General features: G+C 67.4%; 14 protein-coding genes. 8 read left to right on the plus strand and 6 right to left on the minus strand.

All coding sequences use genetic code 11. The features are described 5' to 3' along the window. Positions 1 to 54: 54 nt before the first annotated feature. Positions 55 to 486 (plus strand): hypothetical protein, encoded by a 432-nt coding sequence (locus ACFVVI_RS31780; RefSeq protein WP_378994117.1) that lies wholly within the window; start codon positions 55 to 57, stop codon positions 484 to 486. Between the two features lie 268 nt (positions 487 to 754). Next, positions 755 to 1,207 (plus strand): universal stress protein, encoded by a 453-nt coding sequence (locus tag ACFVVI_RS31785; protein WP_378661184.1) that lies wholly within the window; start codon positions 755 to 757, stop codon positions 1,205 to 1,207. Positions 1,208 to 1,258: 51 nt separating this feature from the next. Here the strand turns inward: ACFVVI_RS31785 and ACFVVI_RS31790 are convergent, their stop codons facing one another. Genes ACFVVI_RS31790 through ACFVVI_RS31800 form a run of 3 tightly spaced genes read right to left on the minus strand, consistent with a single transcriptional unit; the run spans position 1,259 to position 5,323 of the window. Beyond that, positions 1,259 to 3,550, minus strand: a complete 2,292-nt coding sequence (locus tag ACFVVI_RS31790) for a HelD family protein (RefSeq protein ID WP_387448106.1) — start codon at positions 3,548 to 3,550, stop codon at positions 1,259 to 1,261. 44 nt (positions 3,551 to 3,594) lie between these two features. Next, positions 3,595 to 3,930, minus strand: a complete 336-nt coding sequence (locus ACFVVI_RS31795) for an antibiotic biosynthesis monooxygenase family protein (protein ID WP_378994121.1) — start codon at positions 3,928 to 3,930, stop codon at positions 3,595 to 3,597. Positions 3,931 to 3,943: 13 nt separating this feature from the next. Then, positions 3,944 to 5,323, minus strand: a complete 1,380-nt coding sequence (locus tag ACFVVI_RS31800) for a diguanylate cyclase domain-containing protein (RefSeq protein ID WP_379317105.1) — start codon at positions 5,321 to 5,323, stop codon at positions 3,944 to 3,946. Between the two features lie 94 nt (positions 5,324 to 5,417). Between ACFVVI_RS31800 and ACFVVI_RS31805 the strand changes: the two genes are divergently transcribed. Beyond that, positions 5,418 to 6,563, plus strand: a complete 1,146-nt coding sequence (locus ACFVVI_RS31805; protein ID WP_387448210.1) for a beta-ketoacyl synthase N-terminal-like domain-containing protein — start codon at positions 5,418 to 5,420, stop codon at positions 6,561 to 6,563. A 1-nt stretch (position 6,564) separates the two neighbouring features. Here the strand turns inward: ACFVVI_RS31805 and ACFVVI_RS31810 are convergent, their stop codons facing one another. After that, on the minus strand, positions 6,565 to 8,388 hold the full coding sequence (locus ACFVVI_RS31810; RefSeq protein ID WP_378994126.1) for a GAF domain-containing protein: 1,824 nt from the start codon (positions 8,386 to 8,388) through the stop codon (positions 6,565 to 6,567). Between the two features lie 139 nt (positions 8,389 to 8,527). On the opposite strand from ACFVVI_RS31810, the gene ACFVVI_RS31815 reads away from it, so the two are divergent. Next, positions 8,528 to 9,310 carry a sigma 54 modulation/S30EA ribosomal C-terminal domain-containing protein gene (locus tag ACFVVI_RS31815; protein WP_378994128.1) on the plus strand — a complete coding sequence of 261 codons (783 nt, stop codon included), beginning with the start codon at positions 8,528 to 8,530 and terminating at the stop codon, positions 9,308 to 9,310. 4 nt (positions 9,311 to 9,314) lie between these two features. On the opposite strand, the gene ACFVVI_RS31820 is transcribed toward ACFVVI_RS31815, so the two are convergent. After that, the gene (locus ACFVVI_RS31820; protein ID WP_056824462.1) at positions 9,315 to 9,947 is read right to left on the minus strand and encodes a response regulator transcription factor; all 633 of its coding nucleotides are present in this window, start codon (positions 9,945 to 9,947) and stop codon (positions 9,315 to 9,317) included. Positions 9,948 to 10,175: 228 nt separating this feature from the next. On the opposite strand from ACFVVI_RS31820, the gene uvrA reads away from it, so the two are divergent. After that, the gene (gene uvrA, locus ACFVVI_RS31825) at positions 10,176 to 13,148 is read left to right on the plus strand and encodes an excinuclease ABC subunit UvrA (protein ID WP_378994130.1); all 2,973 of its coding nucleotides are present in this window, start codon (positions 10,176 to 10,178) and stop codon (positions 13,146 to 13,148) included. Positions 13,149 to 13,615: 467 nt separating this feature from the next. On the opposite strand, the gene ACFVVI_RS31830 is transcribed toward uvrA, so the two are convergent. Further along, on the minus strand, positions 13,616 to 13,957 hold the full coding sequence (locus tag ACFVVI_RS31830) for a DUF1844 domain-containing protein (RefSeq protein WP_378637057.1): 342 nt from the start codon (positions 13,955 to 13,957) through the stop codon (positions 13,616 to 13,618). Between the two features lie 334 nt (positions 13,958 to 14,291). Here ACFVVI_RS31830 and infC point away from each other — a divergent pair, with 334 nt between their 5' ends. The 3 genes from infC (at position 14,292) to rplT (ending at position 15,754) form a co-directional block, all read left to right on the plus strand. Then, entirely contained in the window at positions 14,292 to 15,023 is a 732-nt protein-coding gene (infC, locus tag ACFVVI_RS31835; protein WP_378637346.1) for a translation initiation factor IF-3, read from the plus strand. Between the two features lie 30 nt (positions 15,024 to 15,053). Continuing rightward, the gene (gene rpmI / locus ACFVVI_RS31840) at positions 15,054 to 15,251 is read left to right on the plus strand and encodes a 50S ribosomal protein L35 (protein WP_056824456.1); all 198 of its coding nucleotides are present in this window, start codon (positions 15,054 to 15,056) and stop codon (positions 15,249 to 15,251) included. A 116-nt stretch (positions 15,252 to 15,367) separates the two neighbouring features. After that, positions 15,368 to 15,754, plus strand: a complete 387-nt coding sequence (rplT, locus tag ACFVVI_RS31845) for a 50S ribosomal protein L20 (RefSeq protein ID WP_019046423.1) — start codon at positions 15,368 to 15,370, stop codon at positions 15,752 to 15,754. The last annotated feature ends 33 nt before the right edge of the window (positions 15,755 to 15,787 follow it).

Here is a 15,787-nt window from a genome sequence, read left to right on the forward strand (position 1 = left end):
GTGTCACCGCATTCGCAGCGGCCGTTGCTGCGTGGAGAAGTCAGGACATCAACAGTGACAACATCATTCGATCGGACCGCCCGTCTCGGCGCCGCCCTCGCGACCGCGCTGGCCGCCACGGCTCTGCTCGCGCCGGGCGCGCACGCGGACATCTCGGATGGCCAGCGGGTCAGCGTATCGAGTGCCGATCCGAAGGTCGGCTGTTCCTACACGGTGGTCGCGGTCAACGTCGTCGGCTACAGCTCGGGCCACGCCGGCGCACCGGTGACCTTCTACGACAACGGTGACGTGATCGACACGGTCGCGATCCCGGCGATCGGCGAGACCAAGACCTCCTGGCGTCCCGCCGCCGCCGGCTCGCACCAGTTGACGGCGAAAGTCGACAGCTATCTCAACAGCTGGTGGATCACCCCCGCCACGGTGACCGTGGCGGCGAATACCGGCACCGGAAGCGCGGCCTGTGGGTTCCCCAGTTTCTCCGGTTGATGTGATCAAAGTCCCAGCCGCACTACGTCGTTGATCGTGTTGTGATAGGCCACAATTTCTTCGAACTGCGGTCTTGTTGCCGCAGGTGAATCTTCTCGATTGTTGCGAGGGCCACCGTGACATCGGGCAGGAGCGCCAACACTCCCGGTGTGATCTGTTGCGATTTCTGATAAATCGGCCTGATTTGGCGTTAGGGTCGAGCCAATTGCCGCGCTGACGCTCGATTCCCGAGTGGTTCGGTGCTGGCACCGACCAAGTTGGAGGAGAGATGACCGCCTACCGGACCATTGTCGTCGGTACTGATGGCTCGGATTCGTCGTACGTGGCGGTGGAGAAGGCCGCGGCGCTCGCCGGGGACGCTGAGGCAACTCTCGTGCTGGCCTGCGCCTACTTCCCGACCGACGACCGCGACGTCGCCGCTGCCGCCGATGTGCTCAAGGACGAGGCCTACCAGGTCCGTGGCTCGGCCCCGACCAACGAGATCCTGCACGTCGCCCGGGAGAAGGCGCTGGCCGCCGGTGCGAAGAACATCGTCGACCGCGCGATCGTCGGCGAGCCGGTCGATTCGCTGCTCGACCTCGTCAACGAAGTGGACGCCGACCTGCTCGTCGTCGGCAACCGAGGCCTCAACACCCTCACCGGTCGCCTGCTCGGCTCCGTCCCCTCGGACGTGGCCCGCAAGTCCCGTTCGGACGTGCTGATCGTGCACACCGTCCGCTAGTTCGACGAGGAAGGCCCCTGACCGACTGCGGTCAGGGGCCTTCCTTGTGTCTCAGGCCGGTTCGAGCGCGGACAGCACCTCGGGGAGGTCCTCGGTGTGCACCACGGCCAGTCGCTGGGTCGCGCGGGTCAGCGCGACGTACAAGTCGTTGAGTCCGCGGGGGGACTCGTCCAGGATCGCCTGTGGCTCCGCCAGGTACACCCGGTCGAACTCGAGGCCCTTCGCGTCGTGCACGGTGAGGACCTGAACGGATTCACCTGCCAGCGAGGATAATTCGGGTACCAGGGTCGCGGGAGCGAGGACCGCGGAGGTACCCGGACCGTGCTCGACCTCGAGCAACCGCGCCACCTCGCCCGCGACGTCGGCGGGCAACACCCGGTAGGCGCGTGGGGGATTGCCGGTCTCGCGCACCGAACGCGGCACCTTGGTACCCGGGTCGATCTCGGCGAGCACATCGGCCGCGACCGCCATGATCTCGGCGGGAGTGCGGTAGTTCACCGTGAGCTCGGTGAGCTTCCAGCGCTGTGCCACATACGGTTCCAGCACCCGCTGCCAGGACGACGCGCCGGCCGGATCACCGGTCTGGGCGACGTCGCCGACGACGGTGATCCAGCGATTCGGGATGCGCCGCATCACCATGCGCCACGCCATTTCCGAAAGCTCCTGTGCCTCGTCGACGATCACGTGCCCGTAGGTCCAGGTCCGGTCGCCCGCGGCGCGTTCGGCGGTGGTCTGGCGGTTGCCGAATTCCTGGCGCTGGGCCAGCTGGGAGGCGTCGATCAGGTCGTAGGCCATCAGGATCTCGGGATCGAGCTCGTCCTCGATGTCCTGCGGGGCGGAACCGGTGAGGATGTCGAGGGCGTCCTGGGCCTCCTCGATCTGGGCTCGCCACCGGCGACGCGAGCGTTCGCGTTCCTCGGTGTCGTCGACCCCGAGCAGCTCGGCCAGCTCGTCGAGCAGCGGGGCGTCGGCCGCGCCGAAGGTGCCGTCGTCGGAGCGCACCAGCTCGGCGCGGTCCTCGGGGCTCAACGTCTTGGCGGCGCGGTCGAGACGCGCCGGGTCGGCGAGCAGGTCGGCGAGCACTTCCTGGGGCGAGAGCACCGGCCACAGCGCGCTGATCGCGGCCTGCACGTGCGGGTCGGCGCGCATCTCGTCGCCGATCTCGCTGAGGTCGGCGGAGCTGAGCAGGCTCGTGCCGCCGGACAGGTCGGCGCCCATCGTGGCGGCGAGCTGGTCGGTGAGCGCGTCGATCACCGACGACGCGAAGATCGGCCTGGCCAGGTTGTGCGGGCGTCGCGAGGAGCGGGCCCGCCCACGCGCCCTGGTCGCGATCTTGCGGTCCAGCGTCACCGGGTAGCCGTCGAACGCCAGACGCACCGGCTCCGACGGCACTTCCTGACGGTCGCGCACCGCCTGCTTGAGCACCTCGAGCATGTCGAGGGAACCCTTGATCTCCCCGGCGCGCAGCGAATCCTCGCGCACCGCCTTCACCCCCGGGTACAGGTCGCCGATGGTCGACAGCAGCACGCCGGTCTCGCCGAGCGAGGGCAGCACCTGGCCGATGTAGTCGAGGAAGGTGGCGTTCGGGCCGATGATCAGCACGCCGCTCTTGGCCAGCTGCTGCCGATAGGTGTAGAGCAGGAAGGCCGCGCGATGCAGCGCGACGGCGGTCTTGCCGGTGCCCGGCCCACCCTGCACCACGAGCACGCTCTTGTGCTCGGAGCGGATGATCGCGTCCTGTTCGCTCTGGATCGTCTCGACGATGTCGTTCATGTGCCCGGTGCGGGCGGCGTTGAGCGCCGACAGCAGCGCGCTCTCACCACCGACGCCGTCGTCGGTGCCGACCACACCGTCGCGCTCGGCGGCATCGAGATCGAGGTACTCGTCGTTGATCGCGGTCACCGCGCGGTTGCGCGAGCGGATGTGCCTGCGCCGGGTGACGTTCTCGGGATTGGCGGTGGTGGCCAGGTAGAACGGTCGGGCCAGCGGAGCACGCCAGTCGAGCAGCAGCGGCTCGTAGTCGTTGTCCTCGTCGAGGATGCCGAGCCTGCCGATGTAGCGCGCCGCGTCCTCGGTGCCTTCCAGATCGATCCGGCCGAAGCACAGACCGTGCTCGGCGGCGTCGTATTTGGACAGGTCCTCGTTGTAGAGCTGGGTGAAGGACTCGCGCTCACTGCGCGCCTGCGGTGTGCCACCGGATTCGAGGAGCACAGTCTTGAGCCGGTTCTGCGCGTAGTCGCGCATGCCGTCGAGCCGGTCGTAGAGCACCGAGAGGTACTGCTGCTCCTGTTCGATCTCGCGGTTGTGCGCGGCCGGGGAGGCGTCGGCGAGGCGGTCGGGCAAAACAGGACTCCTTTGTCACCGCGTTGAGAACAGAGTTGTCGAGTCTACGTGTCCGCGGGCAGGGCCGCCGCGACCGGGAACACTTCGTCGCCGAGGATCGGCGTGAAGTGTTCGACCACCGGAAAAGGCTCGTAGAAGTGGTGCAACAGCGCACGCCAGCGCTGATATTCCGGTGACTCACGGAATCCCACTGTGTGGTCGGCCAGCTGCTCCCAGCGCACCAGCAACAGGAAGCAGTCGGGCCGCTCGACACAGCGCGACAACGACAACCCACCGAAACCGGGCATTCCCGCGATGATCGGATACGCCTGCGCGAAGGCCGCTTCGAAAGCGGCGGCGGCGCCGGGGCGAACGGGTAACAGCGCGTGTTCGACGATCACGCCGACCAGTCTGTCAGGAGGCGTGAGTGTTGTTCGAGCGTCGATTCTGACCGAGACCGAGCTCACGATGGGCCGACGGCTTGTCGCGGTACATTGCCAGGTCGGCGTCGTGCAGCACGGCTTCGGGCGTGCGCCGTTCGTGCGGGCCGAGTTCGGTGATGCCGACCGAGGCGCTCACCTCGAGACGGTGACCGCTGGCGATGATCGGTTCCGCCATCTTCACGCGCAGGCGCTCCACCAGTGCGGGCAGGTCGGCGCGCTGCGGATGACCGGCCAGCAGCACCAGGAATTCGTCGCCCCCGAGCCGCCCGACCAGGTCTTCGGTGCGCAACGCCTGTTGCAACCGCTGGGCGACGATCTGCAACACCGTGTCGCCGATGGCGTGCCCGAGGGTGTCGTTGATCGCTTTGAAGCCGTCGAGGTCGATGAACAGCACCGTGGTGATCAGCGTGCCGCCGTCGTCGGCCAGCGCCGTGGACAGCTGCGACAGGATCAGGGAACGATTCGCGAGCCCGGTCAGCGCGTCATGGGTGGCCTGGTACTCGAGCTGGCGCTTGCTGGCCCGGAACGCGGTGATGTCGGCGAACGAGGACACCCCCGCCGACTCCGGGCTGTCCGGATTGAGTAATCGGCAGTTGCACGACAGCCATACCAGCTGCCCGTCGGTGCGCTCGACCCCGAAAATGAACTGGGTCACCGCCTCTCCCGTCGCGAGGGTGCGCGCCATCGGATGCTGGTCGGGCGCGAGTGGTCGGCCGTCGCGGTCGAGCATTTTCATGGGCAGTTCGTCGATGTGCAGTCCGAGTACCGGCTCGGCCTCCGCAGCGATGCCGAGTATGCGTTTGCCTGCGGGGTTGATCGATTCGAGGCGACCGCGCCGATCGACGACGAGCACGCCTTCTTCCAGCTGCGACACCACGGTGGTGAAATACGCCTCCGCCTGCCGCGCCGACGCCTCCGCCGCGCGTTGGGCGGTGAGATCGTGCACGACCACCTGGAACGCGAGCTTCTCCTGCCACACCGTGAGCACCGACACGGTCTGCACCGGCACCGTGCGCCCGTCCACCCGGACGAGATCCATGTCGGTGGGCGGCGAGGCCGATCCCTCGGCGGTGAGCTGATCGATCCGTTCGAGCATGGCCGCGACGGAATCGGGATGGACGAAGTCGGTGATCGACAAGCCGAGCAGGTCGTCCACCGAACGGGCGCCGAGCAGGCGAACCATCGCCGGATTGACGTAGACGATCGTCCCCGACTCGTGCACACAGATGGCATCGGGAGTGTGTTCGACCAGCGACCGGTAGCGCTGCGCGAGCTGCTCGGCGCTCGCCGCGTCGGTCCTTCCTTCTCCCACTGCGAAACCCCCGATCTCGGCCTGGTCTGCGAACGGCATACCGGACTAGTCTGGTGATCCTTCATGAAGATCCGCGAGGAGCGATGTGACACTGGATGTGCTCACGGGCGGCATGACCCACCGCCTCGATTCTATGTCGATCGCCGGCATGGGTGTTGTCTCCGGTTACGGGTGGGGTCGGGAATCGCTGTGGCAGGGATTGTTGGGGTGCAAACCGGCAGCCCGTTTGTACCCCGGTTACGGGCCCGGACGTGATCAGCACGCCTGGGTCGGGCTGATTCCCGACGGTGGTGACGCAGCCTACGGAACCGGTCTGTTCGGGCGTGCCGTGTTCGCCGCGGCCGCCGAGGCGATCGCCGACGCGCAGGAACGCGGGTGGCGCCGGGAGGGGCGCACCGTCGGCCTCGTGCACGCGTTCACCCTGGGCGATGTCGCCGATTGGCGCGATTTCTACCGTCGTGACGAGGGCCACCGGCGCTCACGCGACTATCTGCGGATGCTGCCGTCGACACCCATTTCGGTGGTGATGCAGGAGTTCGGTTTCCATGGGCCCGCGATGAACGTGTCGGCGGCGTGCAGTTCGGGCACTGTCGCGCTGCTGACGGCGAAGATGTGGCGTGACGCGGGTCTGGTCGACGATGTGTTGTGCATCACCACCGACCTGTCGGCCACCCCGGACATGCTCGAACATTTCGTCGGTCTGGGTGCCGCGATCGCCGATGCCGACCCGTTCACCGCCTGCAGGCCCTTTCAGGAGGGCACCCTCGGTTTCACGATGGCCGAGGCGTCGGTGGCGCTGCTGCTCACCGACGCGGTCGAGCGGCCCTATGCGCGGCTGCTCGGCGGCGCGATGACCAACGACGCCTTCCATGTCGTCTCGGTCGATCCCAGCCACACCCAGATCATCGCCTGCGTCCGGCGCGCTCTGGCCGACGCGGGGATCGACGCCGGCGACGTGGCGTACTACAACGCGCACGGCACCGGGACCAGGCAGTGCGATGCCGCCGAACGCCACGTGATGCGCACCGTCTTCGACGACCGGCCCGCCATCGCCGCGCTCAAACCGCTCACCGGGCACTGTCAAGGCGCCTGCGCGGCGGTCGAAGTCGCCGCGATCTCGCTGTCCTACGAGCGCGGCATCGTCGCCTCGGCGCCGGCTGTGGCGACCGCGCACCCGCGACTGCTCAACGGCCCGACCCCGCTGCTCGACGGCGCGACGCTGAAACTGTCGATGGGAATGGGCGGCAACAACGCCGCCGTGGTCCTGGCCGCGGCCTGACTCAATCCTCGCCCGTCTCGGGTCCGGCGGCGAGGGCGAACCCGCCGGTCGTCGGCGCGTCCTGGGGCAGGGGCACCGCCCAGCGCAGCTGTGTGCCCGGCATCTCGGGGTGGTTGCCGTCGGCGTCGGGGCGTTTGGCCGGACCGACCTCGAAATACCCGCCCGCCTCCTGCGCGCGCTGCTCGAGATTGCGCAGCCCGCTGCGGATGACGTGGTTCGGGATGCCCCAGCCGTTGTCGGACACCGTGATCACCAGATCGTCGGCCACCTCGATCACGATGGCGACGGTGTCGGCGCCGGAATGGCGCACCGCGTTGCTCACCGCCTCGCGCACCACCGCCTCGGCGTGGTCGGCCAGCTGCGGATCGAGGACCGACAGCGGGCCCGACACCTGGATCGTCGCGCGCAGGGCGATATCGGAGGTCTGGCGCCGGATCGCCACCTCGAGGCGCTGCTGCAGCCCTTCGCTGTGACCGGAGCCGCTGGCGTGCAGATCGAAGATGGAGGTGCGGATCTCCTGCACCACCTCTTGCAGATCCATGATCACCGTCGAAAGCCGTTGCCGCACTTCGGGAACCACTGCCTTGGGCAGGGTCGCCTGCACGGTGAGGCCGATCGCGAACAGGCGCTGGATCACATGGTCGTGCAGGTCGCGCGCGATCCGGTCGCGGTCGGCGACGAGGTCGAGTTCGCGCATCCGCTGCTGCGCGTCGGCCAGCCGCACCGCCAGCGCGGCCTGATCGCAGAAGGCCGCCGTCAGCTCGAGCATCTCGTCGGAATACGGCGCGAAACCCGGCGGCCGGAACGTCACCAGGACGCCGAGGGTGGCATCGGGGGTGCACAGCGGCAGCACGAGAGCCGGTCCGGCGCCGGGCAATTCGGCCACGGGGAACTCGACGCCCAGTGTCACCTGCGACACGTCGTCGAAGCGCAGCGGTGTGCGTCTGCTGAAGGCGTCGCCCACCACCGTCCCCGCGATCGGGATGGTCTGCCAGTCCTGGCCCGCATCGGGGCCGGTCCACTGGGTGACCACCAATTCGCTGATCTCGCCGGGCAATTCGTCGGGCACCGGCACCGAGGCGAGAAACGCCTGATGCGATCCGGTGAGCCCGCGCGCGTGATCGACCACATGACCGAGCACCCGATCGGATTCGGTACCGGCCAGGAATTCCGTCGCGATATCGCGCGTCGCCTCGATCCACGCCTGCCTGGTGCGTGCCTGCTCGTAGAGTCGCGCGTTGTCGACCGCGATGCCCGCGGCGGCCGCCAGCGCCAGTACCAGGACTTCGTCTTCCTCGGTGAACGGCTGACCGTCGGACTTCTCGGTCAGATAGAGACTGCCGAACACCTCGTCCCGAATGCGTACGGGCACACCGAGGAACGTGTGCATCGGCGGATGTCCCGCCGGAAACCCGATCGAGGATTCGTGCTGGGTGAGATCGGCCAGCCGCAGCGGCGCCTTGTGCGCGAACACCGCGCCGAGTACGCCGTGGCCCGCGGGTAATCGCGCGATCCGGTCGCGGATCTGATCCGGCATGCCCTCGTCGATGAACTGCGCGACCTGCTGATCGTGGCCGCGGACCGCCAGCGCGCCGTAGCGGGCGTCGACCAGGCTCATCGCGGTCCGCACGATGGTGCGCAGGGTTTCGTCCAGGTCCAGACCCGCGGTGACGGTGAGCATGGCCTCGACGAGGCCGTCCATCCGATCGCGCGAACCGATCATCACTTCGACCCGATCGGCGACCTCGCCGAGCAGGCTGCGCAACATCTGCCGCGACACCGTCTGGTCAGCCGAATAGCGGCCGCCCCGACCGTCGTTCGCCATCGCAGTACCCCGTCTTCGCAGCTCCTCGAGTGAGTCGAAGCAAAGTCTAGTCCGCAATGAGGGGACTTTCGGCCCTTCACTCGCACCGGCGGTAGTGGTGGCATTGGGCACCGGGAATTGGGATCGAGAAGTGGGGCACATGATGAATTCGTTGTCGAGCACCCAGCACTGGACGACCGCCGCGGACCCGGAGCTCGCCGTGACCACGCGTGGCGAAGTGCCGGCCCAGGACGTCACCCGTGCTGTTCGGGCCATCACCCGCGTGATGCGCAGGCATCATCTCGACAGTCCGGCCAGGGTGCGCGTCACCGCGCCGCAGGGGTACGACGAGCCGACCCTGGTGCAGGCCAATATCCGTACCAACGACACCTTCACCCGTGTCCAGGTCACCGGCCCCGGCGGTTTCGCGGTCACCTTCGCCGCCGAACGGCTCGACCGTCAGCTCGCCCGCCGCGCGGGCAAGGAAGCGCGCGGCGCATGGCCCGACCCGGCCCGTCGGCCGCTGGCCCAGATCACCGAGACGCGGCCGATCATCCGTCGCAAGGACTGTGCCCTGATGACCGGAACGCCGCTGGAAGCCAGCACCGTGCTGGACGCGATGGACTACGACGCCTACCTGTTCACCGACGCCGATACCGGTGAGGACGCCATCGTCACGTGGGCCGACCCGCACGGCGTCGCGCTGGCCAGGCAGCGGCTCACCGCCGCGGCGGACTCCTCGGTCGAGCTGCCGTTGACCGCGAGCGCGATGCCGGTCCGGGTGGTGCAGGACGCGGCTCCCGTCTTCGCCGAGGACGAGGCCTCCGACGCGCTGTGCGCCGCCGGGCTGCCCTACCTGTTCTTCACCGACAGCCACACCGGCCGCGGCAACCTGCTCTACCGCCGCTACGACGGGAACCTCACCATCGTCGTCCCGTCCTGAACCGTCACGGCTCGCGGAGTTTCGTCGCCAGGACGGCCGCCTGGGTGCGGCGTTCGACACCCAGTTTCGCCAGCAGTCGCGAGACGTAGTTCTTGACCGTCTTCTCCGCGAGGAACATGCGCGCGGCGATCTGCCGGTTGGTCAGACCCTCGCCGAGCAGTTCGAGTAGCCGGCGTTCCTGGTCGGTGAGCCCGGCCAGCGGCCCGGAGGGTTCGGCGCTGCGGCGCAGCCGGGCGCGCAGGGCGTCGGCGGCGCGGGTATCGAGCAGCGAGTGGCCCGCGCCCACCTGCTTGATCGCGTCGGCCAGTTTCATCCCGTCGATGTTCTTCACCACATACCCGCTGGCGCCGGCCAGGATGGCGTCGAGCATGGCGTGCTCGTCGGAGAACGAGGTCAGGATCAGGCAGTGCAGGTCGTCGAATTCGGCCAGCAGGTTGCGGCACAGCTCGATGCCGTTGCCGTCGGGTAACCGCACGTCGAGGACCGCGACATCGGGGCGGGCCTCGCGGATGCGCACCATCGCCTCGGCGACGCCGCCCGCCTGACCGATCACAGTGAGTTCTGGATCACCTTCCAGCAGGTCGATCAACCCTCGCCGCACGATCTCGTGGTCGTCGACCAGGAACACCTCGAGCACGCCGGCTCCTTCATCATGTCGAGCGATCCCCCCTTGTGGTCCAACATAATCCGCGTATCTCGGTCGTGGGGCCTGTCGGCGAACGAGAAATGTCACGCCCCCTGCGCAGAGCCCTGGGTCGACGGGGCCGCTCGCCTGCGGACCGAAACTTGTCGGACCCCCGGCCTAGCATTGGCGACGGGGGAATATGTCCGGTCGGCGGATGACGATGGAGAAGGGATTCACCAGGTGGCGGAACGCCTCACTGTGCGCGGAGCTCGGGAACACAACCTGAAAGGTGTAGACCTGGATTTGCCGCGCGACAGCCTGATCGTGTTCACCGGTCTGTCCGGTTCCGGGAAGTCGAGCCTGGCGTTCGACACGATCTTCGCCGAGGGACAGCGTCGCTACGTCGAATCGCTGTCGGCCTACGCGCGTCAGTTCCTCGGGCAGATGGACAAGCCGGATGTCGACTTCATCGAGGGGCTCTCGCCCGCGGTGTCGATCGACCAGAAGTCGACCAACCGCAACCCGCGGTCCACGGTCGGCACCATCACCGAGGTCTACGACTACCTGCGCCTGCTCTACGCCCGCGCGGGCACGCCGCACTGCCCGGTCTGCCACGAGCTGATCGAAAAGCAGAGCCCGCAGCAGATCGTCGACCAGGTGCTCGCGATGGACGACGGCCTCAAGTTTCAGGTGCTGGCGCCTGTGGTGCGCACCCGCAAGGGCGAGTTCGTCGACCTGTTCGACCAGCTCAAGACCCAGGGTTACTCGCGCGTGCGGGTCGACGGCGTGGTGTACCCGCTCACCGATCCGCCGAAGCTGAAGAAGCAGGAGAAGCACGACGTCGAGGTGGTCGTCGACCGCCTCTCGGTCAAGGCGGCCTCCAAGCAGCGCCTCACCGACTCGATCGAGACCGCGCTGCGCCTGGCCGACGGCATCGTGGTGCTCGATTTCGTCGACCGCGACGAGCACGCCCACGACCGGGAGCGCCGTTTCTCCGAACGTCTGGCCTGCCCCAACGGCCACCCCCTCGACATCGAGGACCTCGAGCCCCGTTCGTTCTCCTTCAACTCGCCCTACGGCGCCTGCCCCGACTGCACCGGCCTCGGCATCCGCAAGGAAGTCGATCCGGAACTGGTGGTGCCCGACCCCGACCTGAGCCTGGCCGACGGCGCGATCGCCCCGTGGTCGCGCGGGCAGACCGCCGAGTACTTCAACCGGTTGCTCTCCGGGCTGGCCGAGGCGGTCGGCTTCTCGATGGACACCCCGTGGCGCGATCTGCCCGCGAAGGCCCGCAAGGCGGTGCTGGAAGGCAGCTCCGACCAGGTGCACGTGTCCTACACCAACCGCTACGGGCGCAAGCGTTCCTATTACGCCGATTTCGAAGGCGTGATGCCGTTCCTGCAGCGGCGCATGGAGAACACCGAGTCCGAGCAGATGAAAGAGCACTACGACGGGTACATGCGCGATGTGGCGTGCCCGGTCTGCAACGGTTCCCGGCTGCGCCCGGAGATCCTGGCCGTCACCCTGGCCTCGGACGGCACCGACAAGTCGATCGCCGAGGTCAGTGAACTGTCCATCGGCGACTGCGCGCACTTCCTGAACGCGCTCACGCTGGGGGAGCGCGAGACCGCGATCGCCGGACAGGTGCTCAAGGAGATCCAGGCCAGGCTCGGCTTCCTGCTCGACGTCGGCCTGGAGTACCTGACGCTGTCGCGGGCGGCCGCGACCCTGTCCGGCGGTGAGGCCCAACGCATCCGGCTGGCCACCCAGATCGGTTCCGGTCTGGTCGGTGTCCTCTATGTTCTCGACGAGCCGTCGATCGGTCTGCACCAGCGCGACAACCGCAGGCTCATCGAGACGCTGCTGCGGTTGAAGAAGCTGGGCAACACGCTGATCGTCGTCGAGCACGACGAGGACACCATCCGCGCCTCGGACTGGGTGGTCGACATCGGTCCCCTCGCGGGCGAGCACGGTGGTCGCGTGGTGCACAGCGGTCCCTATGAGGAGCTGCTGACCGAGCCCGAATCACTCACCGGCGCTTATCTTTCCGGCCGCGAGCAGATCGAGCTGCCGCTGGTGCGGCGCGCGATCGACAAGAAGCGCAAGCTCACCGTCGTGGGCGCCACCGAACACAATTTGCGCAATGTCGACGTGGCGTTCCCGCTGGGTGTACTCACCGCGGTCACCGGTGTCTCCGGTTCGGGCAAGTCGACCCTGGTCAACGACATCCTGGCCACCGTTCTCGCGAACAAGCTCAACGGTGCCCGCCAGGTGCCGGGCCGGCACACCAGGATCAACGGCCTCGACAACCTCGACAAGCTGGTGCAGGTCGATCAGTCGCCGATCGGGCGCACCCCGCGCTCGAACCCGGCCACCTACACCGGCGTCTTCGACAAGATCCGCACCCTGTTCGCCTCCACCACCGAGGCCAAGGTGCGCGGCTATCAGCCCGGGCGGTTCTCGTTCAATGTCAAGGGCGGGCGCTGCGAAGCCTGCTCGGGCGACGGCACGCTCAAGATCGAGATGAACTTCCTGCCCGATGTGTACGTCCCGTGCGAGGTCTGCCACGGCGCTCGGTACAACCGGGAAACCCTCGAGGTGCACTACAAGGGCAAGACCATCGCCGAAGTCCTCGACATGCCGATCGACGAGGCAGCCGACTTCTTCGAGGCGATCACCTCGATCCACCGCTATCTCAAGACGCTCGTCGAGGTCGGTCTGGGTTACGTGCGGCTGGGCCAGAGCGCGCCGACCCTGTCCGGCGGTGAGGCCCAGCGCGTGAAGCTGGCCGCCGAGCTGCAGAAACGGTCCATGGGCCGGACGGTCTACATCCTCGACGAGCCGACCACCGGCCTGCACTTCGAGGACATCCGCAAACTGCTCAAGGTGATCAACGGACTGGTCGACAAGGGCAACACGGTGATCGTCATCGAGCACAACCTCGACGTCATCAAGACCGCCGACTGGGTCATCGACATGGGCCCCGAGGGCGGTTCCGGCGGCGGTACGGTGGTCGCCACCGGCACGCCGGAGGATATCGCCGGGGTGTCGGACAGCTACACCGGTCAGTTCCTGAAGGAGGTGCTGGCAGCGCCGGCGCCGAAGAAGCCCGCCGCGAAGAAGGCGGCGAAGAAAGCCGCCCCGGCGAAGAAGGCGCCGGCGGAGACGACCGCGGCCAAGCGGTTGGCGCGAAAGGCGGCCGCGCTGCGCTGAGCCGGGCTACGGTCCTTTTCGAGACGTTCCGGCAGGGACTTTCCGAAAGCGCCACGAAGTGAAACAGCCGTGGGTAACATTCGCCTCACCGTCCCCGGAATGCCGGGTAGTAGCGGTTTGTCGACGGCTCGATCGTCGTGTAGTTCGAAAGGAACGTCCTCATGGATGAAGCCACCACGGCGCTCATCGCCCAGATTCTCGGTTTCCTCGCCGGCGGGTCATCGTTGGCTTACGAGCCCACCAAGCCGACCGTCTGACCTGGATTCGAAAGGAACGCCTGTAATGGATACCGGAAGCGCGGCACTGCTCACCGCACTCGCCAACATGATCTCCTCCGGCTCGGCCGTCTCGGTCACCCCCGGCGGTCCCACTCCGACCCCCGTGGTCTGAGTCGCGACGTTCGCTCGCAGCACAGAAAAAGATCCGCCGACGCACTGCGCCGGCGGATCTTTTCGTTGTGCGGAACGTCAGTGCACCGGACCGGTGTACTTCTCGCCCGGTCCCGTCCCCGGCGCGTCCGGTACCGAGGATGCCTCGCGGAACGCGCGCTGAAGCGCCTGCAAACCCTCGCGGATCGGGCCCGCGTGCGGGCCGAGGTACTCCACCGAGGCCGTGACCAGTCCGGCCAGTGCGGTGATCACCCGGCGCGCCTCGTCGAGGTCGACGCCCGCGCCCGAATCCGGGTTCTCGCCTGCCAGGCCCAGCTTCTCCGCGGCCGAACTCATCAGCATCACGGCGGCCCGGCTGATCACCTCGACAGCGGGGATGTCGGCCAGGTCGCGCACAGGAGGATCGAGCTCGTCAGTCATGCTGATCAGGCTATAGCGAGCCCGATCGCGGTTGCTCGCGCCCGGCCGATTCGGTGATAGCCCAACGCCATGCTAGACTTTCCGCTGACGACCGCCCCTGGATGTGTCATGCATCCGTGGGGCAGATAAGTGGAGCCCGACTCCCACCGTTACCGGCGATCCATCGTTCGGATAAACGGTCCCGGTCACCCGCTCATTGTGGTGGGTTTCCCGTGTGCCTGGCGCGCGGGGGTCGACAACCGAGCTCGTGAGGGCATCGGCTGTGGGCGATCGGTCGACATCGGGCCCCGTCGCGGAGAAATACCGCAGCGGGGCTTTCGTGTTGAATCAGGGGTTGCAGTTATTGCGTGCGGTCGTTAAGACGACACCGCTTGACCTAGGAGGCCCCATCAGCACTGAGACCCGCATCAACGATCGCATCCGTGTTCCCGAGGTTCGTCTCATCGGACCCGGCGGCGAACAGGTTGGGATCGTGCGTGTTGAAGATGCACTACGCGTCGCGCTCGAAGCCGACCTCGACCTCGTCGAGGTAGCACCCGATGCCCGTCCGCCGGTCTGCAAGATCATGGACTACGGCAAGTTCAAGTACGAGACCGCGCAGAAGGCGCGCGAGTCCCGTAAGAACCAGGTCCAGACCGTGATCAAGGAGCAGAAGCTCCGTCCGAAGATCGACGACCACGACTACGAGACCAAGAAGCGCAACGTGGTTCGCTTCCTCGAAGCCGGGTCCAAGGTCAAGGTCACGATCATGTTCCGCGGTCGTGAGCAGTCGCGTCCCGAACTCGGCTTCCGGTTGCTCCAGCGTCTGGGCTCCGATGTGGCCGATCTCGGGTTCGTCGAGACCTCGGCCAAGCAGGACGGCCGCAACATGACCATGGTCCTCGCTCCCCACAAGGGTGCGAAGACGCGGGTGAAGGCCCAGCAGGACTCTTCGGCGCCGGCGGCGACACGTCAGCCGCTGCCGACCGGTCCCGCGAGTGCAGATCCGGCCGCGCCGGTCGAACCGGCCGCACCGGTCGAGCAGGCCGCGCCTGCTGAGCAGGCTGCGCCGGCCGACCCGCAGTAAAACGATTTCAACGACTAGATAGAGGAATCCATGCCGAAGAACAAGACCCACAGCGGCGCCAAGAAGCGATTCAAGGTGACCGGCCGGGGCAAGCTGCTTCGCGAGCAGGCGAACCGTCGCCACCTCCTGGAGCACAAGTCCTCTCGCCGGACTCGTCGTCTGGAAGGCACGGAGTCCGTCGCTTCCGTCGACGTCCCCCGCGTGAAGCGGCTGCTCGGTCTCGCCTGACCTCTCCGGTCAGCTCGACCGTCGCAACCCGACGATTCCGCGGCCGGGATAACCGGACGCCGACAACTACCGAATTCGGGCGCCGCCGCGCCCCCAGATGATCAAGGACTATCACAGTGGCACGCGTCAAAAGGGCCGTCAACGCTCAGAAGAAGCGCCGTTCCATCCTCGAGGCCTCCAAGGGCTACCGGGGCCAGCGTTCGCGCCTGTACCGCAAGGCCAAGGAACAGCAGCTCCACTCGCTGACCTACGCCTACCGTGACCGCAAGGCGCGCAAGGGTGACTTCCGCAAGCTGTGGATTGCTCGTATCAACGCCGCCGCGCGTCTGAACGACATCACCTACAACCGCTTCATCCAGGGCCTCAAGGCCGCTGGTGTCGAGGTGGACCGCAAGATCCTCGCCGAGCTCGCGGTCTCGGACGCTGAGGCCTTCGCCGGCCTGGTGGCTGTCGCCAAGGCCGCGCTGCCGGCCGACGTCAACGCCCCGGCCACCGCTGCCTGAGCTTGACAACACACAGCGATCTGTCGGAACGGC

The sequence above is a fragment of the Nocardia sp. NPDC058114 genome, assembly GCF_042884695.1.
Classification (GTDB): domain Bacteria; phylum Actinomycetota; class Actinomycetes; order Mycobacteriales; family Mycobacteriaceae; genus Nocardia.